Origin of the sequence: Alcanivorax borkumensis SK2, from assembly GCF_000009365.1 — a bacterium.
Lineage (GTDB): Bacteria > Pseudomonadota > Gammaproteobacteria > Pseudomonadales > Alcanivoracaceae > Alcanivorax > Alcanivorax borkumensis.
Genome location: NC_008260.1, coordinates 950,241 through 976,400 on the forward strand (window position 1 = coordinate 950,241; position 26,160 = coordinate 976,400).

General features: G+C 55.2%; 28 protein-coding genes and 2 tRNA genes. 21 read left to right on the plus strand and 9 right to left on the minus strand.

Annotated features, from left to right (window positions below; translation table 11 throughout):
* Nucleotides 1–7: 7 nt before the first annotated feature.
* The 8 genes from ABO_RS04405 to ABO_RS04440 all read left to right on the plus strand — a co-directional run bounded on the left by ABO_RS04405 (nt 8) and on the right by ABO_RS04440 (nt 8,808).
* Nucleotides 8–847, plus strand: coding sequence for an ABC transporter ATP-binding protein (locus ABO_RS04405; RefSeq protein ID WP_011588137.1), 840 nt, complete (start codon nt 8–10; stop codon nt 845–847).
* A gap of 120 nt (nt 848–967) precedes the next feature.
* Nucleotides 968–2,152, plus strand: a complete 1,185-nt coding sequence (locus ABO_RS04410) for an alginate export family protein (protein ID WP_011588138.1) — start codon at nt 968–970, stop codon at nt 2,150–2,152.
* Nucleotides 2,153–2,195: 43 nt separating this feature from the next.
* Entirely contained in the window at nt 2,196–4,175 is a 1,980-nt protein-coding gene (locus ABO_RS14105) for an FAD-dependent oxidoreductase (protein WP_011588139.1), read from the plus strand.
* A 15-nt stretch (nt 4,176–4,190) separates the two neighbouring features.
* Nucleotides 4,191–5,528 carry a cytochrome c3 family protein gene (locus ABO_RS04420; protein WP_011588140.1) on the plus strand — a complete coding sequence of 446 codons (1,338 nt, stop codon included), beginning with the start codon at nt 4,191–4,193 and terminating at the stop codon, nt 5,526–5,528.
* A gap of 42 nt (nt 5,529–5,570) precedes the next feature.
* Nucleotides 5,571–6,167 (plus strand): Tll0287-like domain-containing protein, encoded by a 597-nt coding sequence (locus ABO_RS04425; RefSeq protein ID WP_011588141.1) that lies wholly within the window; start codon nt 5,571–5,573, stop codon nt 6,165–6,167.
* Between the two features lie 106 nt (nt 6,168–6,273).
* Complete coding sequence (locus tag ABO_RS04430; RefSeq protein ID WP_011588142.1) at nt 6,274–6,681, plus strand: globin family protein; 408 nt, start codon at nt 6,274–6,276, stop codon at nt 6,679–6,681.
* 118 nt (nt 6,682–6,799) lie between these two features.
* A complete protein-coding gene (locus ABO_RS04435) occupies nt 6,800–7,450 on the plus strand; it encodes an ANTAR domain-containing response regulator (RefSeq protein ID WP_011588143.1) in 651 nt (216 codons plus the stop codon).
* 197 nt (nt 7,451–7,647) lie between these two features.
* The gene (locus ABO_RS04440; protein ID WP_046961743.1) at nt 7,648–8,808 is read left to right on the plus strand and encodes a CmpA/NrtA family ABC transporter substrate-binding protein; all 1,161 of its coding nucleotides are present in this window, start codon (nt 7,648–7,650) and stop codon (nt 8,806–8,808) included.
* 147 nt (nt 8,809–8,955) lie between these two features.
* Here ABO_RS04440 and metE read toward each other — a convergent pair whose 3' ends face one another.
* The gene (gene metE / locus ABO_RS04445) at nt 8,956–11,247 is read right to left on the minus strand and encodes a 5-methyltetrahydropteroyltriglutamate--homocysteine S-methyltransferase (RefSeq protein WP_011588145.1); all 2,292 of its coding nucleotides are present in this window, start codon (nt 11,245–11,247) and stop codon (nt 8,956–8,958) included.
* A 228-nt stretch (nt 11,248–11,475) separates the two neighbouring features.
* On the opposite strand from metE, the gene ABO_RS04450 reads away from it, so the two are divergent.
* Nucleotides 11,476–12,399, plus strand: a complete 924-nt coding sequence (locus ABO_RS04450) for a LysR family transcriptional regulator (RefSeq protein WP_011588146.1) — start codon at nt 11,476–11,478, stop codon at nt 12,397–12,399.
* A gap of 64 nt (nt 12,400–12,463) precedes the next feature.
* Here the strand turns inward: ABO_RS04450 and ABO_RS04455 are convergent, their stop codons facing one another.
* From ABO_RS04455 to ABO_RS04485, 7 genes are all read right to left on the minus strand, one after another.
* The gene (locus ABO_RS04455) at nt 12,464–12,817 is read right to left on the minus strand and encodes a DUF6176 family protein (RefSeq protein ID WP_011588147.1); all 354 of its coding nucleotides are present in this window, start codon (nt 12,815–12,817) and stop codon (nt 12,464–12,466) included.
* Between the two features lie 71 nt (nt 12,818–12,888).
* Nucleotides 12,889–13,353 (minus strand): DUF1456 family protein, encoded by a 465-nt coding sequence (locus ABO_RS04460; protein ID WP_011588148.1) that lies wholly within the window; start codon nt 13,351–13,353, stop codon nt 12,889–12,891.
* Between the two features lie 474 nt (nt 13,354–13,827).
* Nucleotides 13,828–14,421 carry a carboxypeptidase-like regulatory domain-containing protein gene (locus ABO_RS04465; RefSeq protein ID WP_011588149.1) on the minus strand — a complete coding sequence of 198 codons (594 nt, stop codon included), beginning with the start codon at nt 14,419–14,421 and terminating at the stop codon, nt 13,828–13,830.
* Between the two features lie 2 nt (nt 14,422–14,423).
* Nucleotides 14,424–15,047: a hypothetical protein gene (locus tag ABO_RS04470; RefSeq protein ID WP_011588150.1), complete on the minus strand. Its 624-nt coding sequence runs from the start codon at nt 15,045–15,047 to the stop codon at nt 14,424–14,426.
* Between the two features lie 37 nt (nt 15,048–15,084).
* On the minus strand, nt 15,085–15,552 hold the full coding sequence (locus tag ABO_RS04475) for a CYTH domain-containing protein (protein WP_011588151.1): 468 nt from the start codon (nt 15,550–15,552) through the stop codon (nt 15,085–15,087).
* Nucleotides 15,536–15,946: a DUF4279 domain-containing protein gene (locus ABO_RS04480; RefSeq protein ID WP_011588152.1), complete on the minus strand. Its 411-nt coding sequence runs from the start codon at nt 15,944–15,946 to the stop codon at nt 15,536–15,538. Before ABO_RS04480 ends, ABO_RS04475 begins: the two co-directional genes overlap by 17 nt.
* Nucleotides 15,943–16,515 carry a lipocalin family protein gene (locus tag ABO_RS04485; protein ID WP_011588153.1) on the minus strand — a complete coding sequence of 191 codons (573 nt, stop codon included), beginning with the start codon at nt 16,513–16,515 and terminating at the stop codon, nt 15,943–15,945. Before ABO_RS04485 ends, ABO_RS04480 begins: the two co-directional genes overlap by 4 nt.
* 107 nt (nt 16,516–16,622) lie before the next feature.
* On the opposite strand from ABO_RS04485, the gene ccmA reads away from it, so the two are divergent.
* The 6 genes from ccmA (at nt 16,623) to ABO_RS04515 (ending at nt 21,081) form a co-directional block, all read left to right on the plus strand.
* Nucleotides 16,623–17,276 (plus strand): cytochrome c biogenesis heme-transporting ATPase CcmA, encoded by a 654-nt coding sequence (ccmA, locus tag ABO_RS04490; RefSeq protein ID WP_011588154.1) that lies wholly within the window; start codon nt 16,623–16,625, stop codon nt 17,274–17,276.
* Entirely contained in the window at nt 17,273–17,941 is a 669-nt protein-coding gene (gene ccmB, locus ABO_RS04495) for a heme exporter protein CcmB (RefSeq protein ID WP_011588155.1), read from the plus strand. Before ccmA ends, ccmB begins: the two co-directional genes overlap by 4 nt.
* A 51-nt stretch (nt 17,942–17,992) precedes the next feature.
* Nucleotides 17,993–18,751 (plus strand): heme ABC transporter permease CcmC, encoded by a 759-nt coding sequence (gene ccmC / locus ABO_RS04500; RefSeq protein WP_011588156.1) that lies wholly within the window; start codon nt 17,993–17,995, stop codon nt 18,749–18,751.
* A 1-nt stretch (nt 18,752) separates the two neighbouring features.
* Complete coding sequence (gene ccmD / locus ABO_RS04505) at nt 18,753–19,007, plus strand: heme exporter protein CcmD (protein WP_011588157.1); 255 nt, start codon at nt 18,753–18,755, stop codon at nt 19,005–19,007.
* Complete coding sequence (gene ccmE, locus ABO_RS04510; RefSeq protein WP_011588158.1) at nt 18,991–19,473, plus strand: cytochrome c maturation protein CcmE; 483 nt, start codon at nt 18,991–18,993, stop codon at nt 19,471–19,473. The genes ccmD and ccmE overlap by 17 nt, the downstream gene beginning before the upstream one ends.
* A gap of 120 nt (nt 19,474–19,593) precedes the next feature.
* The gene (locus tag ABO_RS04515) at nt 19,594–21,081 is read left to right on the plus strand and encodes a RimK family alpha-L-glutamate ligase (protein WP_011588159.1); all 1,488 of its coding nucleotides are present in this window, start codon (nt 19,594–19,596) and stop codon (nt 21,079–21,081) included.
* A gap of 225 nt (nt 21,082–21,306) precedes the next feature.
* Here the strand turns inward: ABO_RS04515 and ABO_RS04520 are convergent, their stop codons facing one another.
* The gene (locus ABO_RS04520; protein ID WP_011588160.1) at nt 21,307–21,960 is read right to left on the minus strand and encodes a glutathione S-transferase family protein; all 654 of its coding nucleotides are present in this window, start codon (nt 21,958–21,960) and stop codon (nt 21,307–21,309) included.
* Nucleotides 21,961–22,341: 381 nt separating this feature from the next.
* Here ABO_RS04520 and ABO_RS04525 point away from each other — a divergent pair.
* The 6 genes from ABO_RS04525 to queF all read left to right on the plus strand — a co-directional run bounded on the left by ABO_RS04525 (nt 22,342) and on the right by queF (nt 26,033).
* A tRNA-Glu gene (locus ABO_RS04525) sits at nt 22,342–22,417 on the plus strand.
* A gap of 34 nt (nt 22,418–22,451) precedes the next feature.
* A tRNA-Gly gene (locus tag ABO_RS04530) sits at nt 22,452–22,527 on the plus strand.
* 185 nt (nt 22,528–22,712) lie between these two features.
* Complete coding sequence (locus ABO_RS04535; protein WP_011588161.1) at nt 22,713–23,384, plus strand: histidine phosphatase family protein; 672 nt, start codon at nt 22,713–22,715, stop codon at nt 23,382–23,384.
* A 38-nt stretch (nt 23,385–23,422) separates the two neighbouring features.
* The gene (locus tag ABO_RS04540; protein WP_011588162.1) at nt 23,423–24,367 is read left to right on the plus strand and encodes an ABC transporter ATP-binding protein; all 945 of its coding nucleotides are present in this window, start codon (nt 23,423–23,425) and stop codon (nt 24,365–24,367) included.
* The gene (locus ABO_RS04545) at nt 24,364–25,137 is read left to right on the plus strand and encodes an ABC transporter permease (RefSeq protein WP_011588163.1); all 774 of its coding nucleotides are present in this window, start codon (nt 24,364–24,366) and stop codon (nt 25,135–25,137) included. The genes ABO_RS04540 and ABO_RS04545 overlap by 4 nt, the downstream gene beginning before the upstream one ends.
* 71 nt (nt 25,138–25,208) lie before the next feature.
* Nucleotides 25,209–26,033 carry an NADPH-dependent 7-cyano-7-deazaguanine reductase QueF gene (gene queF, locus ABO_RS04550; RefSeq protein ID WP_011588164.1) on the plus strand — a complete coding sequence of 275 codons (825 nt, stop codon included), beginning with the start codon at nt 25,209–25,211 and terminating at the stop codon, nt 26,031–26,033.
* The last annotated feature ends 127 nt before the right edge of the window (nt 26,034–26,160 follow it).

Genomic DNA, 26,160 nt, shown 5'->3' on the forward strand with positions numbered 1-26,160 from the left:
AAACGACATGAAAGCATTACTGGAACTCTCCAACGTTGGTATGAAATTCGATACGCCCAAGGGCCAGTTCGAAGCCCTGAAAGAGGTGAACCTTAAAATTGATTCCGGCGAATTTGTTTCTCTGATTGGTCACTCCGGATGTGGTAAATCCACCGTGCTCAACATCGTCGCGGGCCTGCTACAGGCCACCGATGGCGGTGTCATTCTCGACAACCATGAGGTGACCGAGCCAGGCCCGGAACGGGCCGTAGTATTCCAGAACCATTCGCTGCTGCCCTGGCTCACCTCGTTCGAAAATGTCGAGCTGGCGGTCAAGCAGGTCTTCAAAAAGACCAAGACCAAAGCGGAAATACGCGACTGGGTAGAGCACAACTTGGAACTGGTGCACATGGGGCACGCCCTGCACAAAAAGCCAGACGAAATTTCCGGGGGTATGAAACAGCGGGTGGGTATTGCCCGTGCGTTGGCCATGCAGCCCCAGGTGCTGCTCATGGATGAACCCTTTGGTGCGCTTGATGCACTGACCCGTGCTCACCTGCAGGATTCCCTGATGGAAATCCATGCTCAGCTGGGCACCACGGTGATCATGATTACCCACGATGTGGATGAGGCGGTACTGCTGTCCGATCGTATCGTCATGATGACCAATGGCCCGTCTGCCACCATTGGCGAAATTTTGGACGTGAACGTACCGCGGCCACGAGATCGCCTGGCACTGGCAGATGACCCGACCTTTGTGCGCTGTCGTCAACAGGTGCTTCAGTTCCTGTACGAAAAGCAGCGCAAGGTGGAGCCAATGCGAAAACGCAATAGCAATAACGCTGAGGCGGCTCGCAAACAGGCTTGAAGTAAACGCATAACGATGGAATGAACCCACCTGCTTTTTTGTGCACGGAAAGCGGGAACAGGGAAGGTGCGCTCTGAATTAACCAAAAAACGATTTTAACTTTGGGAAGGTGTTGAGGAAATGATGATGAAAAATGCTGCCATTGCTGCCGGTGTCCTGCTCTCCGCGCTGGGTGTTACAGGTACCGCTAACGCCGAAGATGATGCCTTTATTACGGCTCTCAAAGGCGGTACTCCGCTGCTGAACATGCGCCTGCGCTACGAAGAAGTCGACATTGACGGTATGGCTGACGAAGGTCAGGCACTCACCCTGCGTACCCGTTTGGGCTACCAGAGTGGCAAATTTTACGGCTTCGACGTAATGGGCGAATTTGAAGATACCCGCATCGTTGGCCAGGTGGATAATTATGCCCCGGAGCAAGGTGGCTATCCGATCATTGCGGATCCGGAAGTGACTGAACTGAACCGCGCTGCCATTCGCTACACTGGTAGCGATGCGTTGGAAGGCCTGGTTGCTACCTATGGCCGTCAACGCATCATTTATGACAATGCGCGCTTTGTGGGCAATGTGGGCTGGCGCCAGGATGAGCAAACCTTCGACGGTGCCAAGCTAGACTATGGTGTCGGTGATCTGACGTTCTCCACGGCGTACCTGACTCAAGTAAATGGCATTACCCCATCGTTTGATGCCAATACCTCCCATTATCTGTTCAACGCTAGCTGGGCCGGCGCGCCAGGTGGGTCTCTAAGCGCCTATGGCTATCTGCTTGAAACAGACAATGTGACGGATTCCGATAACGATACTTTCGGCCTGCGTTATGCCGGTGCTTTTGATCTGGACTCACTCAAATTGTTGCTGACTCTGGAAGGGGCCCAGCAGGAAGTGGACGCCGGTGATACCGAGTACTACTTTGCCGAATTGGGCGCACAAATTGCTGGCGTGACAGTAAAAGTGGCACAGGAAGTGCTTGGTTCTGATGATGGCACCGTAGCGTTCCAGACGCCTCTGGCCACCAAGCATGCCTTTAATGGCTGGTCGGATCAGTTCTTGGCGACACCGGATGATGGTCTGGAAGATACCTTTGTGTCAGTGGGTGGCAAGCTGGCGGGTTTCAAGTTGCTGGCGGTATTCCATGACTTCAAGTCCAACGAAGGCAGCACTGACTACGGTACAGAAACCAATGTGCTGGTAGCGCGCCCAATCGGTAAAAACTACGTAGTAGGACTGAAGTATGCAGACTACAGCGCCGATGACTTCAAGTCTGATACCCGCAAGTACTGGGCCTGGGCAGAACTGAAATTCTGATCCCCGACCTTCCCCGTTAGATCCTCAGAAAAGGAGGTGTCAGGTGGAAGCAAAACGTTATCAGCCCCAACCCCGGGTACCTGATGCCCAGGCCGAACAGCCCGTCATCATTGTTGGCAATGGCCCGGCGGGAATACAGTGCCTGGTGGAGTTGCGCCGCCGTGGTGTGACCACACCAGTGAAGCTGTTCGGTGCAGAGCATTGGGCCCCGTATGATCGCGTCAAGCTTTCCACCTTTCTTTTCGGATCCACCGACTTTGATGATCTCACCAACTTGCCCCCTGAACTGGATGACTCGGTAGAGCATCTGGTTGGGCGGCCTGTTACCGGGATTAATCCCGGCCGTCGCTGGGTAGAGGACAGACTCGGTCAGCGTCACCACTACAGTAGCCTGGTTCTGGCGCTGGGCAGTGACGCCCATATTCCTTCCATACCGGGCACAACCTTGTCTGGTGTGTTGCGTTTTCGCGATATGGCCGACGCCCAAGCGTTAATCGCCCGTCGCTTGCGAAGTACCCATACCGTTGTCATTGGCGGCGGTCTTCTCGGTATTGAAGCTGCCCACGGATTGTGTCGTTTCGGCACCAACGTCACCTTGATTCAGCATGCCGATCGGTTGATGAATCGCCAGCTTGATAGTGAAGCGGCCAGCATGGTGGCCAATAACCTGCGCGAAGCCGGTGTGGATATACGGCTCAATACCAGTGTCCGGCGTATTAAGGGAACGGAACGTGTGGAGTCAGTGGTGCTTGCGGATGGCAGTGAGCTGCCTTGCGACACGGTGGTCTTCGCAACGGGAATTGCCCCGCGGACAGCACTGGCCCGCAAGGCGGGGCTCAAGGTTGCTAATGGTATTCGTGTCACTGCGAGCATGCAGACCTCAGATCCGCATATTTATGCGGTGGGCGAGTGCGCCCAGTTTGAAGATCGGGTATGCGGCCTAGTGATGCCGGCACTGCAACAGGCCCGGGTCGCTGCGGGATGCCTTGCCGGCAGTGATGACAGTTATACACCGGTGGCTGATAGCACTTGGCTAAAAGTTTTGTCGTTGGAGGTATTCAGTGCCGGGCGCTTTACTGACGAAGAGCGGGGCATGGTGCATCGCAGTCTTGTTTACCACGATAGCAATGCTGGCATTTATCGTGCCTTGATGTTGCGCGCCGGGCGGTTGGTGGGCGTGGTTTCCGTGGGCTCTTGGGCGGAACGTCAGAAAGTGCTCAATCGCATCGCCGATGGTCGTCGCATACAGCCTTGGGAAGTATTGCGTTTCCGCTTCACTGGTGAGCTGAATGAAGGGGGCGCCGGGCAAGTGAGCGAATGGCCGGCCGCCACCGTGATCTGTCAGTGCCGGGGGCTGTCCCGTCGCCAACTACAGGATTTCATGGCCGACGGCTGTGACGTGGCCACCCTGAAATCTGTGAGCGGCGCCGGCACGGTATGTGGTGGCTGTGAGCCGCTGCTGGATAGTTTGTGCAGTGGTGGTGCAGCTGCCGCCCGTAAGGTGCCTGGGGCCACCGCGCTAGCCATTATCTCAGCCGTTGCCGCGTTTGTTATGGCATTGGCCTTCTGGTTGCCGTCACCGGCTCCGGCCAGCTCGGTACAGAATATTTCTCTGTTTGAACAATTTTCCCGCAACGGCTTGTGGCGACAGTGGAGCGGCTATGCCGTGTTGGCCGTTTCTGTGCTGCTGTTGCTGATGTCCTTGAAAAAACGTTTTCCGAAAGTGCCCATGGGGAGTTTTACGGGGTGGCGCATTGCCCATGCAGTACTGGCTTTGCTTGCTTTGTTAGCACTGTATTGGCACACCGGTTTTTCATTGGGGGAAAACCTAAACCGCTGGCTGATGTTGAGTTTTATCGGTGCCGCCATGGTTGGCATTACTGCGGCGCTGCTAACCCGTCTGCAGGTTGCCATGAACGGAGTGGGGTGGCTGCGACAAGGCAGCACTTGGCTGCACATTCTGGTGTGCTGGCCGCTGCCGACGCTACTGATCTTTCACATCGTTTCGGCGTACTACTTCTAAAGGGCGGGTGCGGTGATGGGCAGTAAGAAACATCCTTCGGCGTTGTGGGCTATCTGGCTGTTTGGTTCGGTCGGCTTGGCCATTTGGTTGAGTCTTCAATTAGTGGATGAAGACGCAGCAAAGACCGCTTTTATCCCTGGCCCAATGACCCACGGCCATCACCAGATCGAGATGCAATGCAGTGTTTGTCATGGCCCTGGCTTCGACAGCGAAACCGTATTGCAAAATGCCTGTATTGATTGTCATGGGGAGCAATTGGAAGACGCCCAAGATTCTCATCCCAAATCCAAATTTACTGACCCTCGTAATGCCGACCGGCTGGCCAATGTGGATGCCCGGCTTTGCGTGTCCTGCCATGTGGAGCATCGTCCCGAACTTGACGTCGGCTTGGGGGTGACTCTGCCCATGGACATGTGCGGCCACTGTCATGAAGGCATTGCCGAAGATCGGCCGAGTCATGAGGGAATGGGTTTCGATACTTGTGCGAATGCGGGTTGTCATAATTTCCACGATAACCGCGCGTTGTATGAAGACTTTCTGCTTGCCCATTCCGATGAGCCTTGGCTGAAGCCGCCTGCCCGGCAACCGCCCCGTAACCTGCTTGCCAGACAGATGAAAGATGACGCTCTGCTGGCGTTGATGCGCGGCCAGGGCAAAGCGCCTGAAGGCACGCCAACCCCTGAGCACTGGGAGGGGACGGCCCATGCACAAGCGGGCGTCACCTGCACCGCTTGCCATGGTGCTGCCGGTGAGTGGGTCGATTCACCGGAGATGCTGCAGTGCGCCACCTGCCATAAGCCGGAGTCAGAAGGGTTTCTGCAGGGCCGGCATGGCATGCGCTTGGCCCAAGGGCTGGCGCCGATGACGCCGTCGCAGTCTGTGCTCAACATGCATGTGGAGGCCAGTCATCGCGAGCTGACGTGTATCAGCTGTCACGGCGCCCATGACTTTGATACCCAGAGTGCTGCCGTGGATAGCTGTATTGGCTGCCACAATGACGAGCACAGCAACGAATACCTGCGTTCCCCTCATCATGACCTGTGGAAAAAGGAAAAGCGCGGCGAGTTGCCGCCCGGTAGCGGTGTCACCTGTGCCTCCTGCCACATGCCCCGTGAAGAGCATCGCGACGACATTTTTGTCCAGCACAACCAGAGCCTGACCATGCGCCCGGTGGAAAAGATGGTGCGTCCGGTATGCCTGCAATGCCATAGCTTGGCGTTTTCACTGGATGCCTTAGCCGATCCGCATCTGCTGGAAAACAACTTCAACGGCAAGCCCGAACACCATGTACCGTCCATCGATATGGCGGTGGACCGTGACGAGGCCCGCGACAAAAAAATAGGGCCTTACTGATTTACGCATAACGAAGTTTAAAAACCTGAGGAGGTATTACCCATGCGACACGTCATGAAACGCAAAGCCACCACCCTGATGGCCACGGCCATTTCCGCCCTGATACTCAGTGGCTGTGGAGGTGAACAAGCCGCAACGCCTGTCAGCGGGATTGAACCCAAGGTCTACACCGATTCCCTGTTCGCAGTGATGAACGCAGACCGAACCAACTACACCAAGCTGATCATCGGGCGTCTTGGTCCGGCAGGGGCGGATAGCATCAAACCCCATGAGTACTGGGAAGACCTTGAAAATGGCGCACCACTGCCAGCACAGATGTTTCGCTACGGGGCGGAGTCGGTGAGTGAGATGACCAGTGAATTCAGCTACTCGTTGCAGTCACTGTGGCCGATCAATGGGCAAAACGAACCGAAGACCGGCCTGGAGAAAGAGGGCTTGCAGTACATCGTGGATAACCCTGGTGAAAATTTTTACGGTGAAGAAAAACTGGGTGATGTGACCTACTACACCGCCGTTTATCCAGATGTGGCTGTGGCCGCGCCGTGTGTGGCTTGCCACAACAACCATAAGGATTCTCCGAAAACCGATTTCGAACTGGGCGATGTGATGGGCGGCGTGGTGATTAGGGTGCCGATGTAGGCGCTCTAAAGTTCGATCAACAACGACCCAAGTACGGGCTTAACCGATTATAGCGTCGGATGGGCGGCGCTAAAGGCCATTATCTATATTCAACGGGAGAAACATCATGACTCCGGTACAGATTGCTTTGGTACAGAACAGCTGGGACAAGGTGGATGCTATTTCCGATCAGGCTGCGAGCTTGTTTTACGATCGCCTGTTTACCAATGACCCCGCCCTGAAACCGCTCTTCAAGGGCAACATGGAAGAACAGGGCAAGAAGCTGATGACCATGATTGGTGTGGCAGTGAGAGGCTTGGACAAGCTCGATACCATCGTCCCCGCTGTTCAGAAGCTGGGCGCTCGTCACAAGGATTATGGTGTGAAACCAGCAGACTACGACACGGTGGCACAGGCCTTGCTTTGGACTTTGGGCCAGGGGCTGGGCGATGCGTTCGACAGCGACACAGAAGCCGCCTGGGTTGCCGCCTACACCATTTTGGCCACGACCATGATTGCCGCCGCGGACTATTAAGGCGCCTAGAGGGATAAGGGCCATTTTGGCACCTGGATTTGCACCACAATGGCTCGCTTTTGGGGTGCCTTATTCATGGAAAATAAAATAGACCATAAAACAATGGGTTAGAAAGAGTATGACTGGCACAACCGTTGCAGAACACTTCAATAATTCCATTTGTTCGGATGCGCCAGACATTATGGCTCTGACAATTATGCTGGTAGATGACCAGCCCCCCCGCGCGGCGATCCTCGAGCGGGCCCTCATTGATGAGGGCCACAAGATTCTGTGCCGGCTCACCAGCGCTGCCGGCCTTGCCGAGAAAGTGCGCTCCAGTAACCCGGATGTGGTGATTGTGGACATGGATGCGCCGGACCGCGATACCCTGGAAAGCATGGCGTTGGTGCAGCGTGACATGCCACGCCCCATGGTCATGTTTTGCCATCAGGACGATGAGGATCTGGTGGTTGCCGCATTGCGCGCGGGTGTTAGCGCCTACGTGGCCGGCGAAACAGACCTGACCCGGGTGCGTGGGGTAATGCGTGTGGCGACCGCGCGTTTTCGGGAATATCAGGCGTTACGTGAAGAGCTGGAAGAAACCCGTGAAGCGTTGGCCGAACGCAAAATTATCGAGCGGGCTAAAGGGCTGCTGATGCAGCGTCGTCGGCTTAACGAACAGGATGCCTACAGCACCCTGCGTCGCCAGGCCATGAACAGCGGGCAACCGTTGATTCAGGTGGCCCGATCGGTGCTCGATTATGCCGAAATGCTCAAGGCGCAAGGGTAGAAAGACTAGCGCTTAATGCCCAAAGGATAATGTTGAACAGGAGATAGCATGCGACGAGTGATGCCCTTGATGAAGGCGCGAAGCCTTATGGATATGTCGGATAAGACCGTGAGCCGCGCCCCTATTGTCGACGGCCTTCGGAGTGTGCGCCGCCAGGCGTCTGAGGTCCGGCGCCCTTCGTGTACGGAGCCGCCCCGATGAAAGTGCGTATTGGCTACATGCCGCTCACCGATAGCTTGCCCCTTGCGGTGGCTCAGGAGGGGGGATTCTTTGCCGCCGAAGGGCTGGATGTGGAATTGCAGCCGGAGTGGAGCTGGGCCAGTCTGCGGGACCGTCTGTTGGTGGGGCAACTGGATGCGGCACCCCTGTTGGCGCCCATGCTGTTGTCCACGTCACTGGGGCTGGGGTGCATCAAGAAGCCCCTGGCCACCGCCTTTTCCATGGGCCTTAACGGCAATGGAGTGACTGTATCGCCGATGTTGTTTCAGGGCTTGTGCGCCTTGTCGGAAGGTCCGACACCTAACGATATTGCTGCCGCCATGAACAAGCTGGTGGCGGCTCGGGCTTCCAGCGGTGAATCCCCTCTGGTGTTGGCCGTGGTGTTTCCTTTTTCCTGCCATGCCTATCAGTTGCGTCATTGGTTAAGTGTTGCGGGGTTGGATCCGGATCACGACGTTAAGCTGGTGGTGCTGCCCCCTTCGCAGATGGTGGACCACCTGCGAATGGGCCACATTGATGGCTTTTGTGTTGGCGAACCGTGGAATAGCTTGGCCGCCCTGACGGGTGCCGGGCATTGTATTTTGTCGGGTTATCAAATTTGGGAGAACGCGCCGGAGAAGGTATTGGCGGTCTCCAGGGACTGGGTGTCACGACATCCGGACACTCACCGGGCGGTGCTGCGGGCGCTGTATAAAGCGGCCTGCCATGCGGATGAAAACTTGGTTGAAAGTCTGTCCTTGCTGGCGCATCCGGCGTGGCTGGATGTGCCAGCAGAAATCATCGCTGCGCCGTTCAGCCAACGGTTGCCCGGTGGGCTGACAGGGCAACCGTTCCTGCCACATCATTTCCATGTATTTGCCGGTTTTCACGCTAACTTTCCTTGGCGCTCGGATGCGGCTTTTCTGCTCCAGGAAATGCAGCGTTGGCGGCAATGCTCTCTGGAGGAGGCGAAAACTTTTGCGGCCCAGTGCTATCGCACTGACTTGTTCCGCGATGCCATGAGCGACCTTACCAGCCTGCCGATCATGGACAGCAAACCGGATGAACGCCATGGTGGCCATTGGCAGTTGCCCGGTGAGCCTAAGCCGGTAGAGCTAGGGCCCGATCGGCTGCTGGGCGCCCTTGATCTAAAGGCTTAGCAGGATTGGTGATGACGGTGCGGGGAGGGGCTTGCCTGCACGTGGTTCAAAAGAACCCGTTGCAGGCAAGTTTCGACATTTCAGGAGCAGGTCAGCGTTAGCCTGAAAGGCGTAACCGGACAGGCCAGCGCTGAACGACAGGAAAGGCTAGCTCGCCTGCCGCAACTGTTTCGCCGCATTGACCATGTTTGCCAAGGCTGCTCGGGTTTCGTCCCACTTGCGGGTTTTCAAGCCGCAGTCCGGGTTTACCCATAACCGTTCTTTAGGCAAGCGTTCGGCCGCTTTTTCCATTAGCTGTACCATCCAGGCCACGTCTGGCTCGTTGGGCGAGTGAATATCGTAAACGCCGGGGCCAATGTCATTGGGGTAGTGGAAATCTCGGAAGGCATCCAGCAGCTCCATGTTGGAGCGGGAGGTTTCGATGGTAATCACATCCGCATCCAGCGCCGCGATAGCTTCGATGATGTCGTTGAATTCCGAGTAACACATGTGGGTGTGAATCTGGGTGTCGTCATCCACGCTGACAGTGGCCAGGCGGAAACAATCCACCGCCCAGTCCAGATATTGCGTCCACTCTTCTTGGCGTAGCGGTAAGCCTTCGCGCAGAGCGGGTTCGTCAATCTGGATAACCTTGATGCCGGCCTTTTCCAGATCCTGTACTTCATCACGTAATGCTAAGGCAATCTGGCGGCAGGTGTCCGCACGGGGCTGGTCATCGCGCACGAACGACCACTGCAAAATGGTGACCGGCCCGGTGAGCATGCCTTTTACCGGCTTGTGGGTAAGAGACTGGGCGTAACGGGCCCACTCCACGGTCATGGCCTGGGGGCGCTGCACATCGCCGAAAATGATGGGGGGTTTTACGCAGCGTGAGCCATAGCTCTGCACCCAACCGAAGCGAGTAAAGGCGAAACCGTCCAGCAGTTCACCGAAGTATTCCACCATGTCATTACGTTCGGCTTCACCATGCACCAGCACATCCAGCTCCACCTCTTCCTGGTAGCGAATGCAGCGAGCAATCTCTTCCTGCATTTGTTGCTGGTATTGCGCATCGTTTAGCTTGCCGGCTTTCCAGTCCCGGCGAGCGGTACGGATTTCTCGAGTCTGCGGGAAAGAGCCGATAGTGGTGGTGGGGAAAGCGGGCAACTGCAGGGCGTGTTGCTGCTGCGCAATGCGTTCGGCAAACGGGCTCACCCGGTCGCGGGAGAGCTGGCTGGCATCCGCTAGGCGCTGGGCCACGGCAGGATTATGAATCCGCGAAGATAGACCGCGAGCCTGGAGGGCAGCGCGCTGTGTTTGCAGCCCGCTATTAACGTTGCTGTTGCCACGCAGGGCACCGCCAAGCAGTGCCAGTTCTTCCAGTTTCTGTTTGGCAAAGCTCAGCCAGCTTTTCAGTTCGTTATCGAGGGTGTCTTCCTGCTCCAGATCCACCGGGCAGTGCAACAAAGAGCAGGACGGCGCCAGCCAGAGCCGATCCCCCAGTTCATTGTGCAGGGCGGTGATGTTATCCAGAGCCGCGTCTAGATCGGTGCGCCAGATGTTGCGGCCGTTGATTACACCCAACGACAGCACCTTATCACCCAGACGGGGGATCACTTGGCCCAGGTCGTCATTACCACGAACCCGGTCCAGATGCAGGCCGTGCACGGGCAGTTCCAGTGCGGTGAACAGGTTGTTACCGAGCCCGCCAAAGTAGGTGGCCAGTAACAGTTTAGTCTGGCTGGCCGAGGCCAATTGGTCGTATACGCGCAGGTAGGCTCGTTGCCAGCTATCGGGTAAATCCAGAACCAGAATAGGCTCGTCGATTTGCACCCATTGAACGCCTTGGTTTGCGAAGCGTTGCAATATTTCGCGGTAAACCGGAATCAGGTTATCCAGCAACGCGAGCTTGGCACTGTCTTCGGCGCCTTCAAAGCGGTCCCCCTTACTCAGGTACAGATAAGTAAGCGGGCCGGGGATCACCGGCTTGGGGTTGTGGCCCTGCGCTTTGGCCTCTTCGACCTGCTCGAACAGGCTTTCCCGGGCAATACGGAAGGTTTGGTCGGCGGCTAGCTCCGGCACCAGGTAGTGGTAGTTGGTATCAAACCACTTGGTCATTTCGCAGGCCGCTGCCGGGGTGCCGGTGGGCGCACGTCCACGGGCCATACGGAATAAGGTGTCCAGGTTCACTGGGGCATTTGCATCTTGCTCGAAGCGTGATGGCACGACACCCAGCAGAGAGGAGAACTCCAAAATATGATCATACCAAGCGAAATCGCCCACCGGCATCAAGTCTACTCCGGCGTCGGCCTGTAAGGCCCAGTGGCGTTCACGGAGGCTTTTGCCCACGTGTTCCAATTCGCTCTGTTGCAGGTCGCCGGCCCAGTAAGCTTCCTGTGCCTGTTTCAGTTCGCGGCGGGCGCCGATGCGCGGAAAGCCCAAGTTGTGCAGGGTGGTCATGACATTATTCCTTCGCCATTGCTTGCAAGCACACTTCACGCAATACGTTGCTGTGGTGCCTTGCTTGTTTAAGGTCGAGGGTATTGTGGTGGCTATGCTTCATGAGGCAAAATCAAATATCTCACTATAAGTATGAATTTTTCTCAACAATAGAATTTGCTTGCTCCAGGCGTCTCATCGCCTGCAAGCCAGTTTTCACCTCTACAATTAGCTCAAGGAAAGGCATTCATGCTTGAACTCAGACATCTCGCTACGTTGCGTGCCATTGAGGAGGCTGGATCACTGGTGGAGGCGGCAGAGCGGCTGCACGTTACCCAGTCGGCCTTGTCTCATCAGTTGAAAGATCTTGAACATCGATTGGGTGTGGCGCTGTTGGTGAGGCGAACCCGGCCGGTGCGTTTTACCACGGCCGGGTTGCGAGTGCTGGCGCTAGCACGCGATGTGCTCCCCCGGGTGCAGCAAACAGAAAGGGAACTGAAACGCTTGGCCGCCGGCCAGACTGGGCGGCTACATATCGCCATCGAGTGCCATTCCTGTTTTCAGTGGCTAATGCCGGCCCTGGATGCGTTTCGGGAACACTGGCCTGAAGTGGAGTTGGATTTATCGGCGGCGTTCAGTTTTGCACCGTTGCCTGCGCTGGCGCGGGGAGACCTGGATATGGTGGTGAGTTCCGATCCGGTGGAAAACGATGCCGTGCTGTATGTGCCATTGTTCCGCTACGAGCTGGTGCTGGCGGTGTCACGACAATCGCCGCTGGCGGGGAAAAAGTGGATCCTCCCCGACGACATCACCGACCAAACGCTGATTACCTACCCGGTGGATCGTGAGCGACTGGATGTGTTCAGCGCCTTTTTGGGCCCGGCGGGTAAAGAACCCGCAGCCATACGCACGGCTGAGCTGACCCCCATGACAGCGCAATTAGTGGCCGCAGGTCGCGGTGTAGCCGCGTTACCAAACTGGGCACTAACGGAATATACCGAACACGATTTATTGAAAACCGTACGGCTTGGTGAAAAGGGGGTGTGGCGAACGCTTTATGCGGCAGTGCGTGTGGAGGACGAACAGACCCCCTATGTGCAGGAGTTTCTCGGCACCGCCCGGGACCTGTGTTTCAAGACGCTAAGTGGTGTGCGGGCAGTAAAGGGCAGTTAATGTTTATAAAAAATAACGGTAGGGCTGGTTCTATGGGGGGCACGCTTGCGGGTGGCTAGCCTCGCTAGCGGCGCGATTTTTGTTCGTCTGTTTCGGTTGCCAGATCAACGAGGAGTTCTGTTTTTACCTGACCTCCCCACACCCAAGCATTTTCTTTAAACTGGCGATGCCGTGTGTCTACGGGGTTGCTGGAATCTGCCATAACGTGCTGTGACTGTTTGATAGAGTCCGCTCGCATGTAGCAAAGTAGATAATCTTTGCCCTCAAGTGCTAGTGAGAACCAGGATTCCACACAGACACCTTCCGCACGCAAGCTTTCTAGTGCCTGTTCCTTGTGATTTTCGATAAAGGCTTTCCAGTCGTGGACTTCGTTGTCGCTGTTTGGTTTCAGTTCAATCAGGGCGGCGATGACATCCATGTCAGTCCTTATTTGTGTATTCTAAAATGCGAGAGCCATTGAGCATGAGGCTTGCTGAGTAATACTAACGCTTAGTCCCTGTCGCGATACTGAATTTGTAAGCCTTTGAGGAAATTGCGCAGGATCTGGTCTTTGCACTCCCGGTAGTGCTTGTGGCCGGGTTTGCGAAAGAAGGCACTGAGCTCATGTTTGCTCATGCGGAAGTCGGCCAGTTCTAGTACGGCCAGCACGTCTTCGGCTTGCAAGCTTAGGGCGATTTTCAGTTTCATGAAAATCATGTTGTTGGTCAGGCGGCTTTCTGGTTCTGGCTGCTGCCCTGGCTTTTTGCCGCGCAATGCGTTGATCAGGCCGTTGAGAAAAATTGCCAGAGTGCGATCGGTGCACTTTTGGAAGGCCGGGTCCTCATCTTTTTTCAGCCAGTTACTGATTTGTTCCCGGGTGACGGTTTCTCCGGCTTCAGCGAAGACGCCAATCATGCGGCTGTCGTCAAAATCGAAAATGTACCGGGTGCGGCGGAGGACATCGTTGTTGAGCATGCTGGACCTGTGGTGAGGGAAACGGAGGGCGCGACTGCCCTAGTTCAAGCCGTAATGGTACAGGGAACCGCAGGAGGGGGACACGGGGGCATTATCGCTTAATCGCTAGGGGGGGCGATTTTTTTGCCCGATAATGCCCGCCTTGAGGGTTTTGTTAGGCAGGCAAAGCAGCGCGTGTTGATGGAATCTTGGGGGGGGGGGGCTGCAGGATGCAGGATGCTTAAGAACACAGTGCCTATGCCGCCGTCACCTGCGTCGGCGGTGCCCAGGGGGGCGTTTACCCATGGCCAGATACGGGTTTTCAGGACGGTGATCGTCAGGGGCGATGGGAGACCCCAGTGCCCCACCCGTTTCAACGATGCCTGTGCGCATGATCCTGCCCATGCTATGGGGGGCCTTCTAGCATGGGGTCGCCCCGATACTCATGGGCGACTCATGGGTGGGGCTTGTGCCAAATGTATGGGTTAAGGCTGTTTAATGATTTCCGCGTTCTTGTGCAGCAAAAATCTGCTCAATACGCTCGCTATCATGGCAGAACGTGAGCATGGAATCTTGGAAGGGGTACCGTGCCTCTTCGTCCAAATGATGTAGCCATTGGGCCAATTGTTGCTGGTAGTGAAAGTAGGGGCAGTCTTGCACCTTGCTGGCGTTTATCTCTGCAAACAGCGGTACGGTAATGTTCCGTGGTTGTTCACCGGTGGGGGGGGCGATGGTGCGCGTTTCTGCTACTGCATCGGGGTAGTCCGGGTGGCTGATTTTCCAATGAGTCGAGGCCATGTAGCTGGCGGGCATAGCCATATGAAAACCAATATGGGATTCGCCGGGTAAAGTGAACTCGCCTTTAGCATTACTGATGGCGGTGCGTGGCGTCTGCTCTGGGTCCTCGGCTAAGGTAATCGAGCGGATGGTGGCGCCGCTGATCGGTTCGCCAGTGTTGCCATCAACCACCGTGCCAGTTACCGGTTGTGCGTCCCACATACGTTGAATGGTGGGAATACAGCCGGCCAGCAACAGCATCAAGCTGACGATAATAAGCGGGCACGCGAAGGATTTTTTTAGTGATGACATAGTTACGAGGCCGTCATGATTAAGGAAGAGAGAAAGGCTTCTGTTTGTTCAGGGAAATAGCCACTGGCGAGGCCCAATAGAATGAGCCCCCACAGAACCATGCCTAGCATTATCCAGATGCCGTTGGCTAATGTTAGGCGGTTATTGCGCCGACCTTGCGTATCGTCTTGTGAAAAGTTGATAGTTTTTTGTGCTTTGAACATCACCGCCCAAGTCACGGGTATAAGCGCCAGTGAAACCAAGTCCAGTATCCCAAAGCTATCCATTCTGGCGGCGGCCCGGTCGCATACGGTGCTGATCAGGTTGGCAAGAATATACAGGGTGGCTAAGGCGAAGACCGGTAACGGTTTTGCTTTGCCTTCGTTTTCCTGATTGATGGTTTTCAACAGCGGGCCAAAGAAAAAAACGCTGAACAGGGCTCGCCATACCGGCTGTACATTCTTTCCTCGATGGTTTTTTTGGTATTGCCAGTTTTTGAAATTCCAGTAAAGGCCGTAAATACCCATAGTGGCCCAGAAAAGTAGATTGAACTTCCAGGGGGCGACCACATAGAGCGCGACCCCGGCGGCTTCAGGTTTTGCAGTTAGGATCTCGCTGGCCGGGGCTTGGTATACGTTGGATTCCATTCGCTGTTTCCGGTTTTTTGGCTAACGTTGGCTGTGGTTACGGCCAGCTTTTATAAGGTTTGGTGCTTAATGCGCTGTTGTAATAGCGCGTTTCTCCCGTAACTTCTTCCCCCAGCCAAGCCGGTTTTTCAAAGGACGTTTTTTCACTGGGGAGCTCGATTTCTGCAACGATTAAACCCTCATTATCACCGTGAAACACATCGATTTCCCAGCACAGCTCCCCTTGAGGCAATCGATAGCGGGTCTTGTCGATGACGCCGGCGCCACACAATTCGGCCAGCATCTGCTGGGCGTCAGCCAGTGGAATAGCGTATTCAAACTCACTGCGGGTCGCGCCCACGGTTTTTCCCTTGATGGTCAACCAGGCCGTGTCGCCAGTGGTGCGCACTCGCACGGTGGCGTTCTTGTCGTGGCTTAAATAACCCTGTGTTAATCGCTCTCCTGCGAGGGAGTCGGTGATGCTGAGGTCGCGAACAAGAAACTTGCGTTCAATTTCCAGTGCCATGGTCTAGTCCCAGTTGGTCAAAACTGATGTTGAATCCGAGGGCCTGAAAACCGTTGAGGATCTCGGTGGGGAGGTAAAAAGAAGGATCGTCCATGAAGAAGTATTGCGATACTCCGATGCCAAAGCGGTAGTCCGCAGGCAGGTTATTCACAGGTACGCTGAGGCGTTGCAGCTTGAGCAGCAGCTTTTCGAAATGATCCCGGTGACTAGCGTTCTGGTCTAGTTGGCTGGACACAATCCAGCGGTTCTGACGGTGCTTGGCTTCGGGGTTAGCGTCGCTGAAACTTTCTCCTTTACGCCAGTAATCGTCAGCACTTTGCCCCATTAGTACATCCAACTGGGCCGGATCGTGATCAAAATTGAAAATGGCGAAGTAGACGTGGTGCTCGCTCATTGCTTACTGGGCCGCAGGTCACGGTTACGTTCCAGTTGATCTACGGGGAAGCCTTTAGTCTTGGCCAGCTGTAACAGTGCCTGATACTGGTCATCGCCCAGCTCCGGCTGGCGCGCGAGTATCCACAGATATTTGCGGCTGGGTTCTCCTATCACCACAGTCTGGTAGTCCTTATCCAGAGCAATAATCCAGTAGTTGCCTTCGGTAATGGTGGGGATCAATTTCGATACCCAGTTATCAAAGCGCACTTTCAATTTGGCATTGCCGGTATTGGGGACAACCCGTGCCGTGCCCACGGCTTCACGGCTCTCGTCGCCTTCGCGTTGGCAGCGGTTCACTATTTTAAGGGTGCCGTCGTCATTGGCGCTGTAGGTGGCGGTGGAATCGTAACAGCCGCGCTGAAACCATTGTGGCAAACGGGCAATTTCATACCAGGTGCCGGTATAACGTTGTAAGTCGACTTGACCCACCGTGGCCAGGGGTTTGTCGCCCCCACAGGCGCAAAGCAGCCCGCTGACGAGCAAGATGGCCAGCAGGCGAGTGGTGCGGACAGGGTGAGGCATGAACATCTTTTTCTCCCATGTTAAGGCTTACAGCCTAGATCGGCTTATTAGCGTCGAGCAAGCCCGTTTTGAACTGTCGTGCTATACTGCTGCGCTGTTTTAGGGAGCCCGATTTGAGCCAGCCAGCCACCCATTCTGACGCCGAACCCGCCACCCGCTTGGTGCTTGAGCAGCTCAGCTGCGAGCGCGATGATCGGTTGTTGTTCAGTGGTTTGAGTTTCACCGCATCGGCTGGTGAAATCTGGCAGATTACCGGGGCCAACGGGGCAGGTAAGACCACGCTGTTGCGGATTCTGGTGGGGCTCCATGGCTTCTATGAGGGTGAGCGCCAGTGGTGGCAGCCTCAGTGGCAGCAGCAATTACTGTACTTGGGGCATGAGCCTGGGGTACGTGAAGAGCTAAATCCACTGGAAAATCTGCGTTACGCTTGTGCGTTAAGCCAGCAGGGGGGAGACCCCATGGCGGCGCTGGCTGCCGTGGGGCTGCAAGGTTTTGAGGAGGTGCCGGCGGCACACCTGTCTGCTGGGCAAAAGCGTCGCATTGCCTTGGCGCGTCTGTGGCTAGACCGTAAAGCCGTGTGGGTGCTCGATGAGCCCTATACTGCCATCGATCAAGATGGGGTGGCGGCGCTGGACCAGCAAATCCAGCAGGCGGCTGAAGCGGGCACCTTGGTGATTTATACCTCTCACCACCAGGTTGGCGATGGCGTGCGGCGATTACATCTGGCCCACGGGCAGGCAGAAGTGACGGAAGGGGGGCGGGTATGAGCGTGTTTCGCGCGGCGCTGTCCCGTGAGTTGCTGGTGCTGTGGCGTAGCCCGGCAGAAATCATCAATCCGTTGTTTTTCTTTGTCATGGTGATCAGCCTGTTTCCGTTGGCGATTTCCCCGAAACCGGAATTATTGGCGCTGGTGGCCCCCGGGGTGCTTTGGGTGGCCGCGTTGTTGGCGGTGATGTTATCGCTGGATGGGTTGTTCCGCCGCGACCAGGAAAGTGGTGTGTTGGAGTTGTTGCTCACAGCCCCGGTGATGGCCGTGGTGCCGGTGAGCGCCAAGCTGCTGGCTCATTGGTTACTCACTGGCTTGCCGTTGGTACTGATTTCACCGGTGCTGGCGCATATGCTGCAGCTGCCCAATGGGGTGCTGGCTACGGTGGTGCTGAGTTTATTGTTGGGCACGCCAGCACTGACCATTATTGGTGCTATTGGTGCAGCGCTTACGGTGGGGTTGAATCGGGGCGGTATTCTGTTGGCGGTGCTGGTGCTGCCCTTGTATATCCCGGTACTGATTTTTGGCGCCGGGGCGGTGAGTGCCGCTGTGGATGGCGGTGCAGTGAATGGCATTCTGGCTATTCTCGGGGCCTTGCTGGCGCTGACCATTAGCTTAGGCCCGTTGGCGGTGGCTGCCGGCCTAAAAATCAGCTCAGGGAATTAAGCGCGCCGCTATCCGACGGGAAAGCGGGCGGTATTGAAAGTAGGTGTCTGCATGGTTTGGCAAACAATAAAACGCTGGTATCACATGCTCGGTTCGCCGCGCTATTTCTACAGGTTCAGTTCTGCGCTGCTGCCATGGCTCACGCCCATTGCGTTGCTGGTGTTTACTGTGGGCATTGTCTGGGGGTTAGCGTTTGCCCCCAGTGATTATCAGCAGGGCAACAGCTACCGAATTATTTTTATTCATGTGCCGGCTTCCAGTGGTGCTCTGATGGGGTATGTGGCCATGGGCGTTGCGGGGTTGGTTGCTGTGGTGTGGCGGATGAAAATGGCCGAAGTAATGATGAAAGCCATTGCCCCTTTCGGGGCTGTGTTGGCGGCAATCTCCTTGGCCACCGGTGCACTGTGGGGGAAGCCTACCTGGGGCACCTACTGGCAGTGGGATGCTCGGATGACCTCCATGCTGATTTTACTGTTCATGTATGTGGGCGTGATTGCCCTGCAAAACGTGATCCGCGATCCTCGCCAGGCAGCCCGCGCCGCTGGCTTACTGGCCATGGTGGGGGTGATCAATGTGGTGATCGTGAAATATTCGGTGGAATGGGTGCAGACCCTGCATCAGGGCTCGACCCTGAAGCTGTTAGGGGAATCCACGATTAACCCGGCCATGAAATATCCGCTGTTAATCAGCATGCTGGGAACTTGGCTGCTATATGCGGTCAATGTAATGGTGCGTGCGCGTACCGAAGTAGTATGGCGAGAGCGGCGCAGCAAGTGGGTGCGCAAGCTGATGAAGGATGGAGGGCAATAGCATGTATTTCGATAGCATTGCCGATTTCATCGCCATGGGAAAACACGGTTTTTATGTTTGGAGCGCCTATGGAATCAGTGCGTTTCTGATGATTGCCAGCATGCTGCTGGCGCTGCGCGGTAAGCGACAAGTGCGTCAAACGCTGGCGCGGCAATGGCGTCTTGAGGACATTGCTAAGCAACAAGCTCAAGACACGGCGAGTCGACAGCAATCCAGTAAGCAAACGCCTGAGGTAAACGATGAATCCGGTACGTAAGCAGCGTCTTTTGGTGGTACTCGCCGTTTTGGTTGGCTTGGGGGTTGCCTGTGCCCTGATGTTTTATGCGCTGCGCCAAAACATCAACCTGTTCTATACCCCTCAGCAAATTGCTGCAGGGGAGGCTCCGCTGGATGCCCAGATGCGCGTGGGCGGTTTAGTGGAACCGGGTACCGTTATCCGTAACCCGGAAACATTGGACGTGACCTTTGTGCTCACTGATGGCAAGGGACGCTTCACCGTGCACTATCAAGGGATACTGCCGGACCTGTTCCGCGAAGGGCAGGGTATTGTTGCCAACGGCACGCTGATCAGCCAGACCCGCTTTGAAGCCGAGGAAGTTCTGGCCAAGCATGATGAAACTTATATGCCACCGGAGGTACAGGATGCGCTGGAAAAAGCGGGTCATCCGGGTGCCCAAAAACCAGAAGGCAAGGCTCAGCCGCAAAGCGGGCCAGCTTACTAGCGGGTAGTCGAGAAGCCGGCTGGCGGCAGCCGGTAAATTTCTCTTGCTCAACGCCTGGTTTCGGCCCTACATTCGCCTTTATCGGACCCCGTTCGGGGGGCCACCGTTCTAGGGCTTTTCATGAGTCAGGCCATCATCCTGGTAGACGACCCCGCTGACTGGGCCGCCTACTATCCTGCCCGTCATCTACTTTCTGCCAAGGACTACCTGCAAGCGCAGCAGCCGGTGTGTACCGACAAAAAGGTGCAGGTGATCAACCTGTGCCGCAGCTATAAGTATTTGAGCCCGGGGTACTACTGTTCGTTGCTGGCGGAAGCCCGTGGTCAGCGAGTATTGCCGTCTGTGCGCACGGTGAATGACTTGAGTCGCAAAGCGCTCTATGGGCTGCACTTTGGTCAGTTCGAGGCCGCGCTGGATAAGGCGATGAAACACAAGGGCGGTAGCAATGATCATTTTAGCCTGCTGTTGTTTTTCGGTCATACCGAACAGGAAGGCCTAATCGACCTGGGCCGGCAGATTTTCGACCAGTTACCGTGCCCGTTGCTAAAGGTGGATTTCCGCCGCCGGGAACACTGGGGTATTGAGGCGCTGAAGCCGCTGACCTTGAAGCAGCTGCAAGGGGCGCAGGAGGATGCGTTTGCCCGTGCTCTTGAGCAGTTTAATGCCCGGGTGTGGCGTAATCCCCGTCGTCGTCGCAGTGATCGCTACGAGCTGGCGATGTTGGTTAACGAGGAAGAGGTTCTGCCGCCCAGCAACAAGATGGCCCTAAAGCGGTTTGTTCGTGCTGGTAGGCAACTGGGTATCAAGGTGGATCTGATCGGCCGTGACGCCTATACGCGTTTGGGTGAATACGATGGCCTGTTTATTCGTGAGACCACCGCACTGGATCATCACACATACCAGTTCGCCCGCAAGGCGGAGCAGGAAGGGATGGTGGTAATGGATGATCCCGGTTCCATCCTGCGTTGTACCAACAAGATTTATCTGGCGGAGTTGATGCAGGCCAACAATGTGCCGGTGCCTCCGACGGCGTTTGTGTTCAGTGACGATGATGCCCAGATTGACTCGCTGATTGCAGAATTGAATCTACCCATGGTGCTGAAAATTCCGGACGGCAGTTTTTCTCGGGGCATTAGCAAAGTCGCGACCCGCGAAGCGTTGACGGAGGCCTTGCGAGGTTACCTTAAGCAATCCTCTGTGGTGTTGGCCCAGGCCTTCATGTACACCGATTACGATTGGCGCATTGGGGTGCTCAATCATCGGCCGTTGTTTGCCTGCCAGTATTTTATGAGCAAGGGCCACTGGCAGATTTATCATCACCAGAGCAGCGGCAAAACCGCGTCGGGTAACAGTCGTACCCTGCCCGTGCAGGAGGTGCCCCCCAAGGTGCTAAAAGCCGCTTTGAAGGCCGCTAAGCTCATGGGTAATGGCCTCTATGGGGTGGATTTGAAACAGTCCGGTGAGGAGGTGGTCGTGATTGAAGTCAACGATAACCCCAATATTGATGCCGGGGTGGAAGATGCCTGGCTAGGCGAAGACTTGTATCGGCAAGTGATGCTGGAATTTTTGCGGCGTTTGGAGGCCAAGCGAATCGGTTTGCCAATGTGAAGGGGCTGGTTGCCTGTTGATAAAGCGTAATAATGAGAGCGGGCTAGGCAGGAAGGCCCGAATGACGTGGCCTCAAGTGCGCAGCAGCAGAAAGACTCTAAGGCGCTCTGTCCAAGAGCTCACTGGTGCGCTGCAGTATTCAAAACGTCAGAGGCCGCGTCCACTCTATGGTCGCGGCCTCTGAGCAAGGAGCCGCACGCTTTCGCGCAAGGCTATCCAGTCGCTTTACCCAAGAACTTTTTGGATGAAGCCAGACTCTTTCTCAATGGTTTGGACGAAGGGCGGCAGCGCGTGCATGCGTTTGATATGTGCGGCCAGATTGGGATAAGTGGTGGCATCCAGCTGTTCGCCAGCATGATGAAAGTTCACCATTTGGCTTGCTAGCGCAATGTCAGCCACGGTCATGTTGTCGCCCACTAGAAACTCCCGACCTTCCAGTGTCTTTTCCAGATAGACAAACAGGGGAGGGATAGTCGTGCTTAGCGCATGCTGGACTTTTTCTTCGTCACATTCTTTGCCCAGTAGGGGCATAAGTACGCGATTACGGAATACTGCAAAGGTACAGCGCATGGCAAGATCGTAATCAATAAAGCGTTCTAGCCAGATGACTTGCCCCATTTCCATGGCATCGCTTGGGTAAAGCGCCGGTTCCGGGTGGATTTTTTCCATCCAAGCGCAAATGGCGGCAGAGTCAGCCAGGAATTGACCATCTACTTCCAGTGCAGGGATACGCTTCATGGGGCTAATTTTTTCGTAGCCCTCCGGGGGGGCGTTGGGGTCGATATGAACGGATTCGAATTCGATCCCTTTCAGCGCGAGGGCGACCCGGGTTTTGCGGACGAACGGTGACAGGGCGGCCCCGTACAGCTTGATGGACATGCGTTTCTCCCGATAAATGAATATATTTTGCCAATTTGGTGGAATTGGCATGGTTGTTATAGCGCGCTTAAACAGGCTGCTCAGAGTTCTTTGCACGCTTCAGCCGATAATCTGAAGCGTTTGCTCTTATGACGCCAGCCTGCGGGTACTTTTGTTGATGTAGATGATCACACGTCATAATCCGCAAACACGACCTGAAAGCACTCTTTTCACGTTAAAGTAGCAAACTCCGGTGTGGTTTATATAGGTCCAGCGCTAGGCTTCCTACTAGAGCAGCATGATTTTTTTGGGTCAATGGCGGTTAGTGAAAATTTTTTTCTTGACGATTGCCCGGCAGATACCTATTCTACGCGCCGCTTTGACGTACCACGTCAAGCCCGGGTCCCCTTCGTCTAGTGGCCCAGGACACCGCCCTTTCACGGCGGTAACAGGGGTTCGACTCCCCTAGGGGACGCCACTAATTCGCTAGTAGTTAGCTGGCAAGCAGTTAAGCGGGAATAGCTCAGTTGGTAGAGCACGACCTTGCCAAGGTCGGGGTCGCGAGTTCGAATCTCGTTTCCCGCTCCAAATAAAAAAGGGACCCAAACGGGTCCCTTTTTTTATTGGTGCTTGTGGTTGTGTCTTTATCGATTCCTTCTATGTAACCTGCGAGCTTCTTCGCTGACTTGCCCGTGTATTGCGAAATTCATTCTCATGATTTGCTTTCGCTACGGCGCTCCGTACACTAAGGCTTCACCGAAAGTGAAGAGACTATGGCGCGCCTACACCCGCGATTGCTGGAAGCCCTCAACCTGTTGCCGCAGGACAAACCCGTTCATTTGCTGACGCGCCACTCCGTGCGTGAATTGGCCAAAAACGGTTTTGCGGACTATCGGTTGCCTCTGACGCCGGAAGGCATTGATATGGCGCGCGAATGGGGTGGCCGGTTGGCGCGCCCGGTGGATGCGTTCTTTTCGAGTCCGGTGGGGCGTTGTGTGAACACCGCTAAAGCCATGGCTGAAGGTGCTCGCAAAGCTGGGCTGCTTGAGGCGATTCCCGAGATCACCACAGATACCACTTTGGTGGAGCCGGGCTGCTATGTAGAAGACCTAAATCAGGTTGGCCCTACGTTCTTGAAAATGGGCGCGTTTAAATTCATTAATCGGCACCTGCAGCAACCCTTCGATGGCATGCTGTCGCCGGCAGAGGGACGCGCAAAGCTGGCGCGTTATCTAGGCGAGCGTGAACCGGCGCCCGGCCACCTTAATGTGCACGTGACCCATGACACCATTCTTGCTGTGCTGGTGGCGGAGCTGCACGGGCATCGGCGTATTACCGAAGACGACTGGCCCTGGATGATGGAAGGTCTGTGGCTGTGGTTCAGTGGAGGCCAACTTCACTGGGTGTGGCGTGGTGATCACGGACACCGTGCGTTGGGTAACTGACCACGCTGACAGCCTTTTTCTCCGTTTACCGATTTCTCATGAGGTGTGCCTTGTCCGCACTGACAATTCGCAATTTGACCAAAACCTATGCCAATGGCGTGCAAGCGCTTAAAGGGATTGATCTTGAGGTGAAGAAGGGCGATTTCTTTGCCTTGCTAGGCCCCAATGGCGCTGGTAAATCCACCACTATTGGCGTGATCAGCTCTCTGGTGAATAAGTCCGACGGCGATGTGAGTATTTTTGGCTACTCCCTGGATACTCAGCGCTCTCTGGCCAAGAAGCAGATCGGCGTAGTGCCTCAGGAATTCAATTTCAACCAGTTCGAGAAAGTGTTCGATATTGTGGTGACCCAGGCCGGGTTCTACGGTATTCCTGGCCCGTTGGCCCGGGAGCGGGCAGAAAAGTATTTGCGCCAACTGGGCTTGTGGGACAAGCGCGATAAGCAATCTCGTACTCTTTCGGGGGGCATGAAGCGCCGTTTAATGATTGCCCGTGCCCTAGTTCACGAGCCGGAGTTGTTGATTCTGGACGAACCCACCGCAGGTGTAGACATCGAACTGCGCCGATCTATGTGGGATTTTCTCACTAAGCTGAATGAGCAAGGTAAAACGATCATTCTGACCACGCATTACCTGGAAGAAGCGGAATCCTTGTGTCGGCATATCGCCATTATTGATCATGGTGTCATCGCCGAAAACACCGACATGAAATCTCTATTGGAACAATTGCAGGTAGAAACTTTTATTCTTGATCTGGCTCGGCCCGTTACGCAGGCCCCACAGCTGGACGGTTTTGAAGTGTCGCTGCGTGATGCCAAAACCCTGGAGGTGGCGGTGCCGAAAAGCGAAAGCCTGAATACGCTGTTTGCGGAATTGGCTAGGCAAAACTTTGAAGTAATGAGCATGCGTAATAAGGCGAACCGGTTGGAAGAATTGTTTGTTCGATTGGTTGAGCAGAACCTGCCAGGGGGGAGGGCGTCATGAATGCACGCGAGCAGTGGATTGCATTCCTCACACTGGTAACGAAAGAAATTCGTCGTTTTACCCGTATCTGGCCGCAGACTTTGTTGCCCCCTGCGATCACCATGACCCTATATTTTGTGATTTTTGGCAATCTCATCGGTAGCCGTATTGGTGACATGGGAGGCTTCGATTACATGCAATATATCGTGCCGGGCTTGATCATGATGAGTGTGATCCAGAATAGTTATGGCAATGTAGTGAGCTCGTTCTTTTCCACCAAGTTCCAGCATTCCATTGAGGAAATGTTGGTGTCGCCGATGCCGTCCCATGTGATCCTCAATGGCTATATTGTCGGCGGCATGGTGCGTGGCATGCTGGTAGGGCTAATTGTCAGCGTGTTGAGCCTCTTTTTTACCCATCTTTCCATGCAGCACATGGCTATTACGGTGACGGTGGTGGTGCTCACTGCAGCGTTGTTTGCGCTGGGGGGGTTCATCAATGCGGTTTTTGCCACTAAGTTTGATGATATATCCATTGTCCCCACCTTTATCCTAACGCCTCTGACTTACCTGGGCGGGGTGTTTTATTCCATCGATCTATTGCCCGAGTTTTGGCGTACCGTGAGCCTGGCGAACCCGATCGTGTATATGGTTAATGCTTTTCGTTATGGCGTGTTGGGCGTGAGTGATGTGAATGTGTACGCTTCATTGGCAGCAATTCTGGTGTTCGTGATCGCTTTCTATCTATTCGCACTATGGTTATTGCATCGTGGTACCGGTATCCGGCACTAACCAATGGGCTTGAATCCGGTTATCTTTAACCATTGCCGACGACCCATGGTGGGGGCTACCAAGAGGTTATCATGAGTTATCTTAAAGAAACGCCGCTGGGTCGCTCCAGTGAGTATGTTGATCAATACATGCCTTCGCTGTTGTGTCCGGTGCCGCGCTGGGACGCGCGCGAGGGCCTGGAGCTGGAAAGTGCCACACTGCCTTTTCACGGCTCGGATATTTGGAATGCCTACGAATTGTCCTGGCTCAATGAAAAGGGCAAGCCCATTGTGGCCATGTGCGAACTGCGTGTTCCGTGCACAACCCCGAACATTGTTGAGTCCAAGTCCTTAAAGCTGTATCTGAATTCGTTTGCCAATACTCGCTTTCAAAGCCGCGATGCGGTGCGTGCTGCTATTGAGAAAGATGTGGCACAAACAGCAGGGGGCAACATTGAGGTATTACTGTTTTCGCTGCAGGAGTCGGCGGGTTTCCCTGTGTGGGAAGATCGCGGCGATTGCGTGGACAATATAGATCTGAATTTCGAGCATTACGAGTACCGGCCTGATTTGCTGTTATGCGATCAGGGCCCCGAACAAACTGGCCAGTTGTATTCTCATTTGTTGCGCAGCCATTGTCCGGTTACCGATCAGCCAGACTGGGCGACAGTGGTCGTTCGTTACACCGGTCGTGCTATCAGCCCGGCCAGCTTTTTGCGCTATGTGGTATCGCTGCGAAATCATCAGGGCTTTCACGAGCAGATTATTGAACAAATGTTTGTCGATCTGATGACGCAATGTTCGCCTCGCCACCTGACCGTTTACGGTCGTTTTACCCGGCGTGGTGGAATTGATATCAATCCGTTCCGCTCAAACAGTGAGCAGCCATTACCGAACCGTCGCACTATTCGCCAGTAAGGGAAAGTAGCGGCGGGTTTGTGGTTTTGCTGTTTACCTTCGTGTCATTGGCGTTATCTTGTTGCCGCCTTCTGTCTAGTATGGCTGGAGGTACGGCTTCTTAACGTTCTAATTCGAGTAAGTTGCC

Coding starts and splice junctions, on each gene's coding strand:
- ccmD (WP_011588157.1), top strand. CDS start 18,753: ATGTATTTCGATAGCATTGCCGATTTCATCGCCATGGGAAAACACGGT.
- ABO_RS04535 (WP_011588161.1), top strand. CDS start 22,713: ATGGCGCGCCTACACCCGCGATTGCTGGAAGCCCTCAACCTGTTGCCG.
- ccmC (WP_011588156.1), top strand. CDS start 17,993: ATGGTTTGGCAAACAATAAAACGCTGGTATCACATGCTCGGTTCGCCG.
- ABO_RS04475 (WP_011588151.1), bottom strand. CDS start 15,552: ATGGCACTGGAAATTGAACGCAAGTTTCTTGTTCGCGACCTCAGCATC.
- ABO_RS04480 (WP_011588152.1), bottom strand. CDS start 15,946: ATGAGCGAGCACCACGTCTACTTCGCCATTTTCAATTTTGATCACGAT.
- ABO_RS04485 (WP_011588153.1), bottom strand. CDS start 16,515: ATGTTCATGCCTCACCCTGTCCGCACCACTCGCCTGCTGGCCATCTTG.
- ABO_RS04515 (WP_011588159.1), top strand. CDS start 19,594: ATGAGTCAGGCCATCATCCTGGTAGACGACCCCGCTGACTGGGCCGCC.
- ABO_RS04405 (WP_011588137.1), top strand. CDS start 8: ATGAAAGCATTACTGGAACTCTCCAACGTTGGTATGAAATTCGATACG.
- ABO_RS04545 (WP_011588163.1), top strand. CDS start 24,364: ATGAATGCACGCGAGCAGTGGATTGCATTCCTCACACTGGTAACGAAA.
- ABO_RS04420 (WP_011588140.1), top strand. CDS start 4,191: ATGGGCAGTAAGAAACATCCTTCGGCGTTGTGGGCTATCTGGCTGTTT.
- ABO_RS04520 (WP_011588160.1), bottom strand. CDS start 21,960: ATGTCCATCAAGCTGTACGGGGCCGCCCTGTCACCGTTCGTCCGCAAA.
- ABO_RS04440 (WP_046961743.1), top strand. CDS start 7,648: ATGAAAGTGCGTATTGGCTACATGCCGCTCACCGATAGCTTGCCCCTT.
- ABO_RS04425 (WP_011588141.1), top strand. CDS start 5,571: ATGCGACACGTCATGAAACGCAAAGCCACCACCCTGATGGCCACGGCC.
- ABO_RS04465 (WP_011588149.1), bottom strand. CDS start 14,421: ATGTCATCACTAAAAAAATCCTTCGCGTGCCCGCTTATTATCGTCAGC.
- ABO_RS04455 (WP_011588147.1), bottom strand. CDS start 12,817: ATGGATGTCATCGCCGCCCTGATTGAACTGAAACCAAACAGCGACAAC.
- ABO_RS04430 (WP_011588142.1), top strand. CDS start 6,274: ATGACTCCGGTACAGATTGCTTTGGTACAGAACAGCTGGGACAAGGTG.
- ABO_RS04450 (WP_011588146.1), top strand. CDS start 11,476: ATGCTTGAACTCAGACATCTCGCTACGTTGCGTGCCATTGAGGAGGCT.
- metE (WP_011588145.1), bottom strand. CDS start 11,247: ATGACCACCCTGCACAACTTGGGCTTTCCGCGCATCGGCGCCCGCCGC.
- ABO_RS04435 (WP_011588143.1), top strand. CDS start 6,800: ATGACTGGCACAACCGTTGCAGAACACTTCAATAATTCCATTTGTTCG.
- ccmE (WP_011588158.1), top strand. CDS start 18,991: ATGAATCCGGTACGTAAGCAGCGTCTTTTGGTGGTACTCGCCGTTTTG.
- queF (WP_011588164.1), top strand. CDS start 25,209: ATGAGTTATCTTAAAGAAACGCCGCTGGGTCGCTCCAGTGAGTATGTT.
- ABO_RS04410 (WP_011588138.1), top strand. CDS start 968: ATGATGATGAAAAATGCTGCCATTGCTGCCGGTGTCCTGCTCTCCGCG.
- ABO_RS04540 (WP_011588162.1), top strand. CDS start 23,423: ATGAGGTGTGCCTTGTCCGCACTGACAATTCGCAATTTGACCAAAACC.
- ccmB (WP_011588155.1), top strand. CDS start 17,273: ATGAGCGTGTTTCGCGCGGCGCTGTCCCGTGAGTTGCTGGTGCTGTGG.
- ABO_RS04470 (WP_011588150.1), bottom strand. CDS start 15,047: ATGGAATCCAACGTATACCAAGCCCCGGCCAGCGAGATCCTAACTGCA.
- ABO_RS04460 (WP_011588148.1), bottom strand. CDS start 13,353: ATGCTCAACAACGATGTCCTCCGCCGCACCCGGTACATTTTCGATTTT.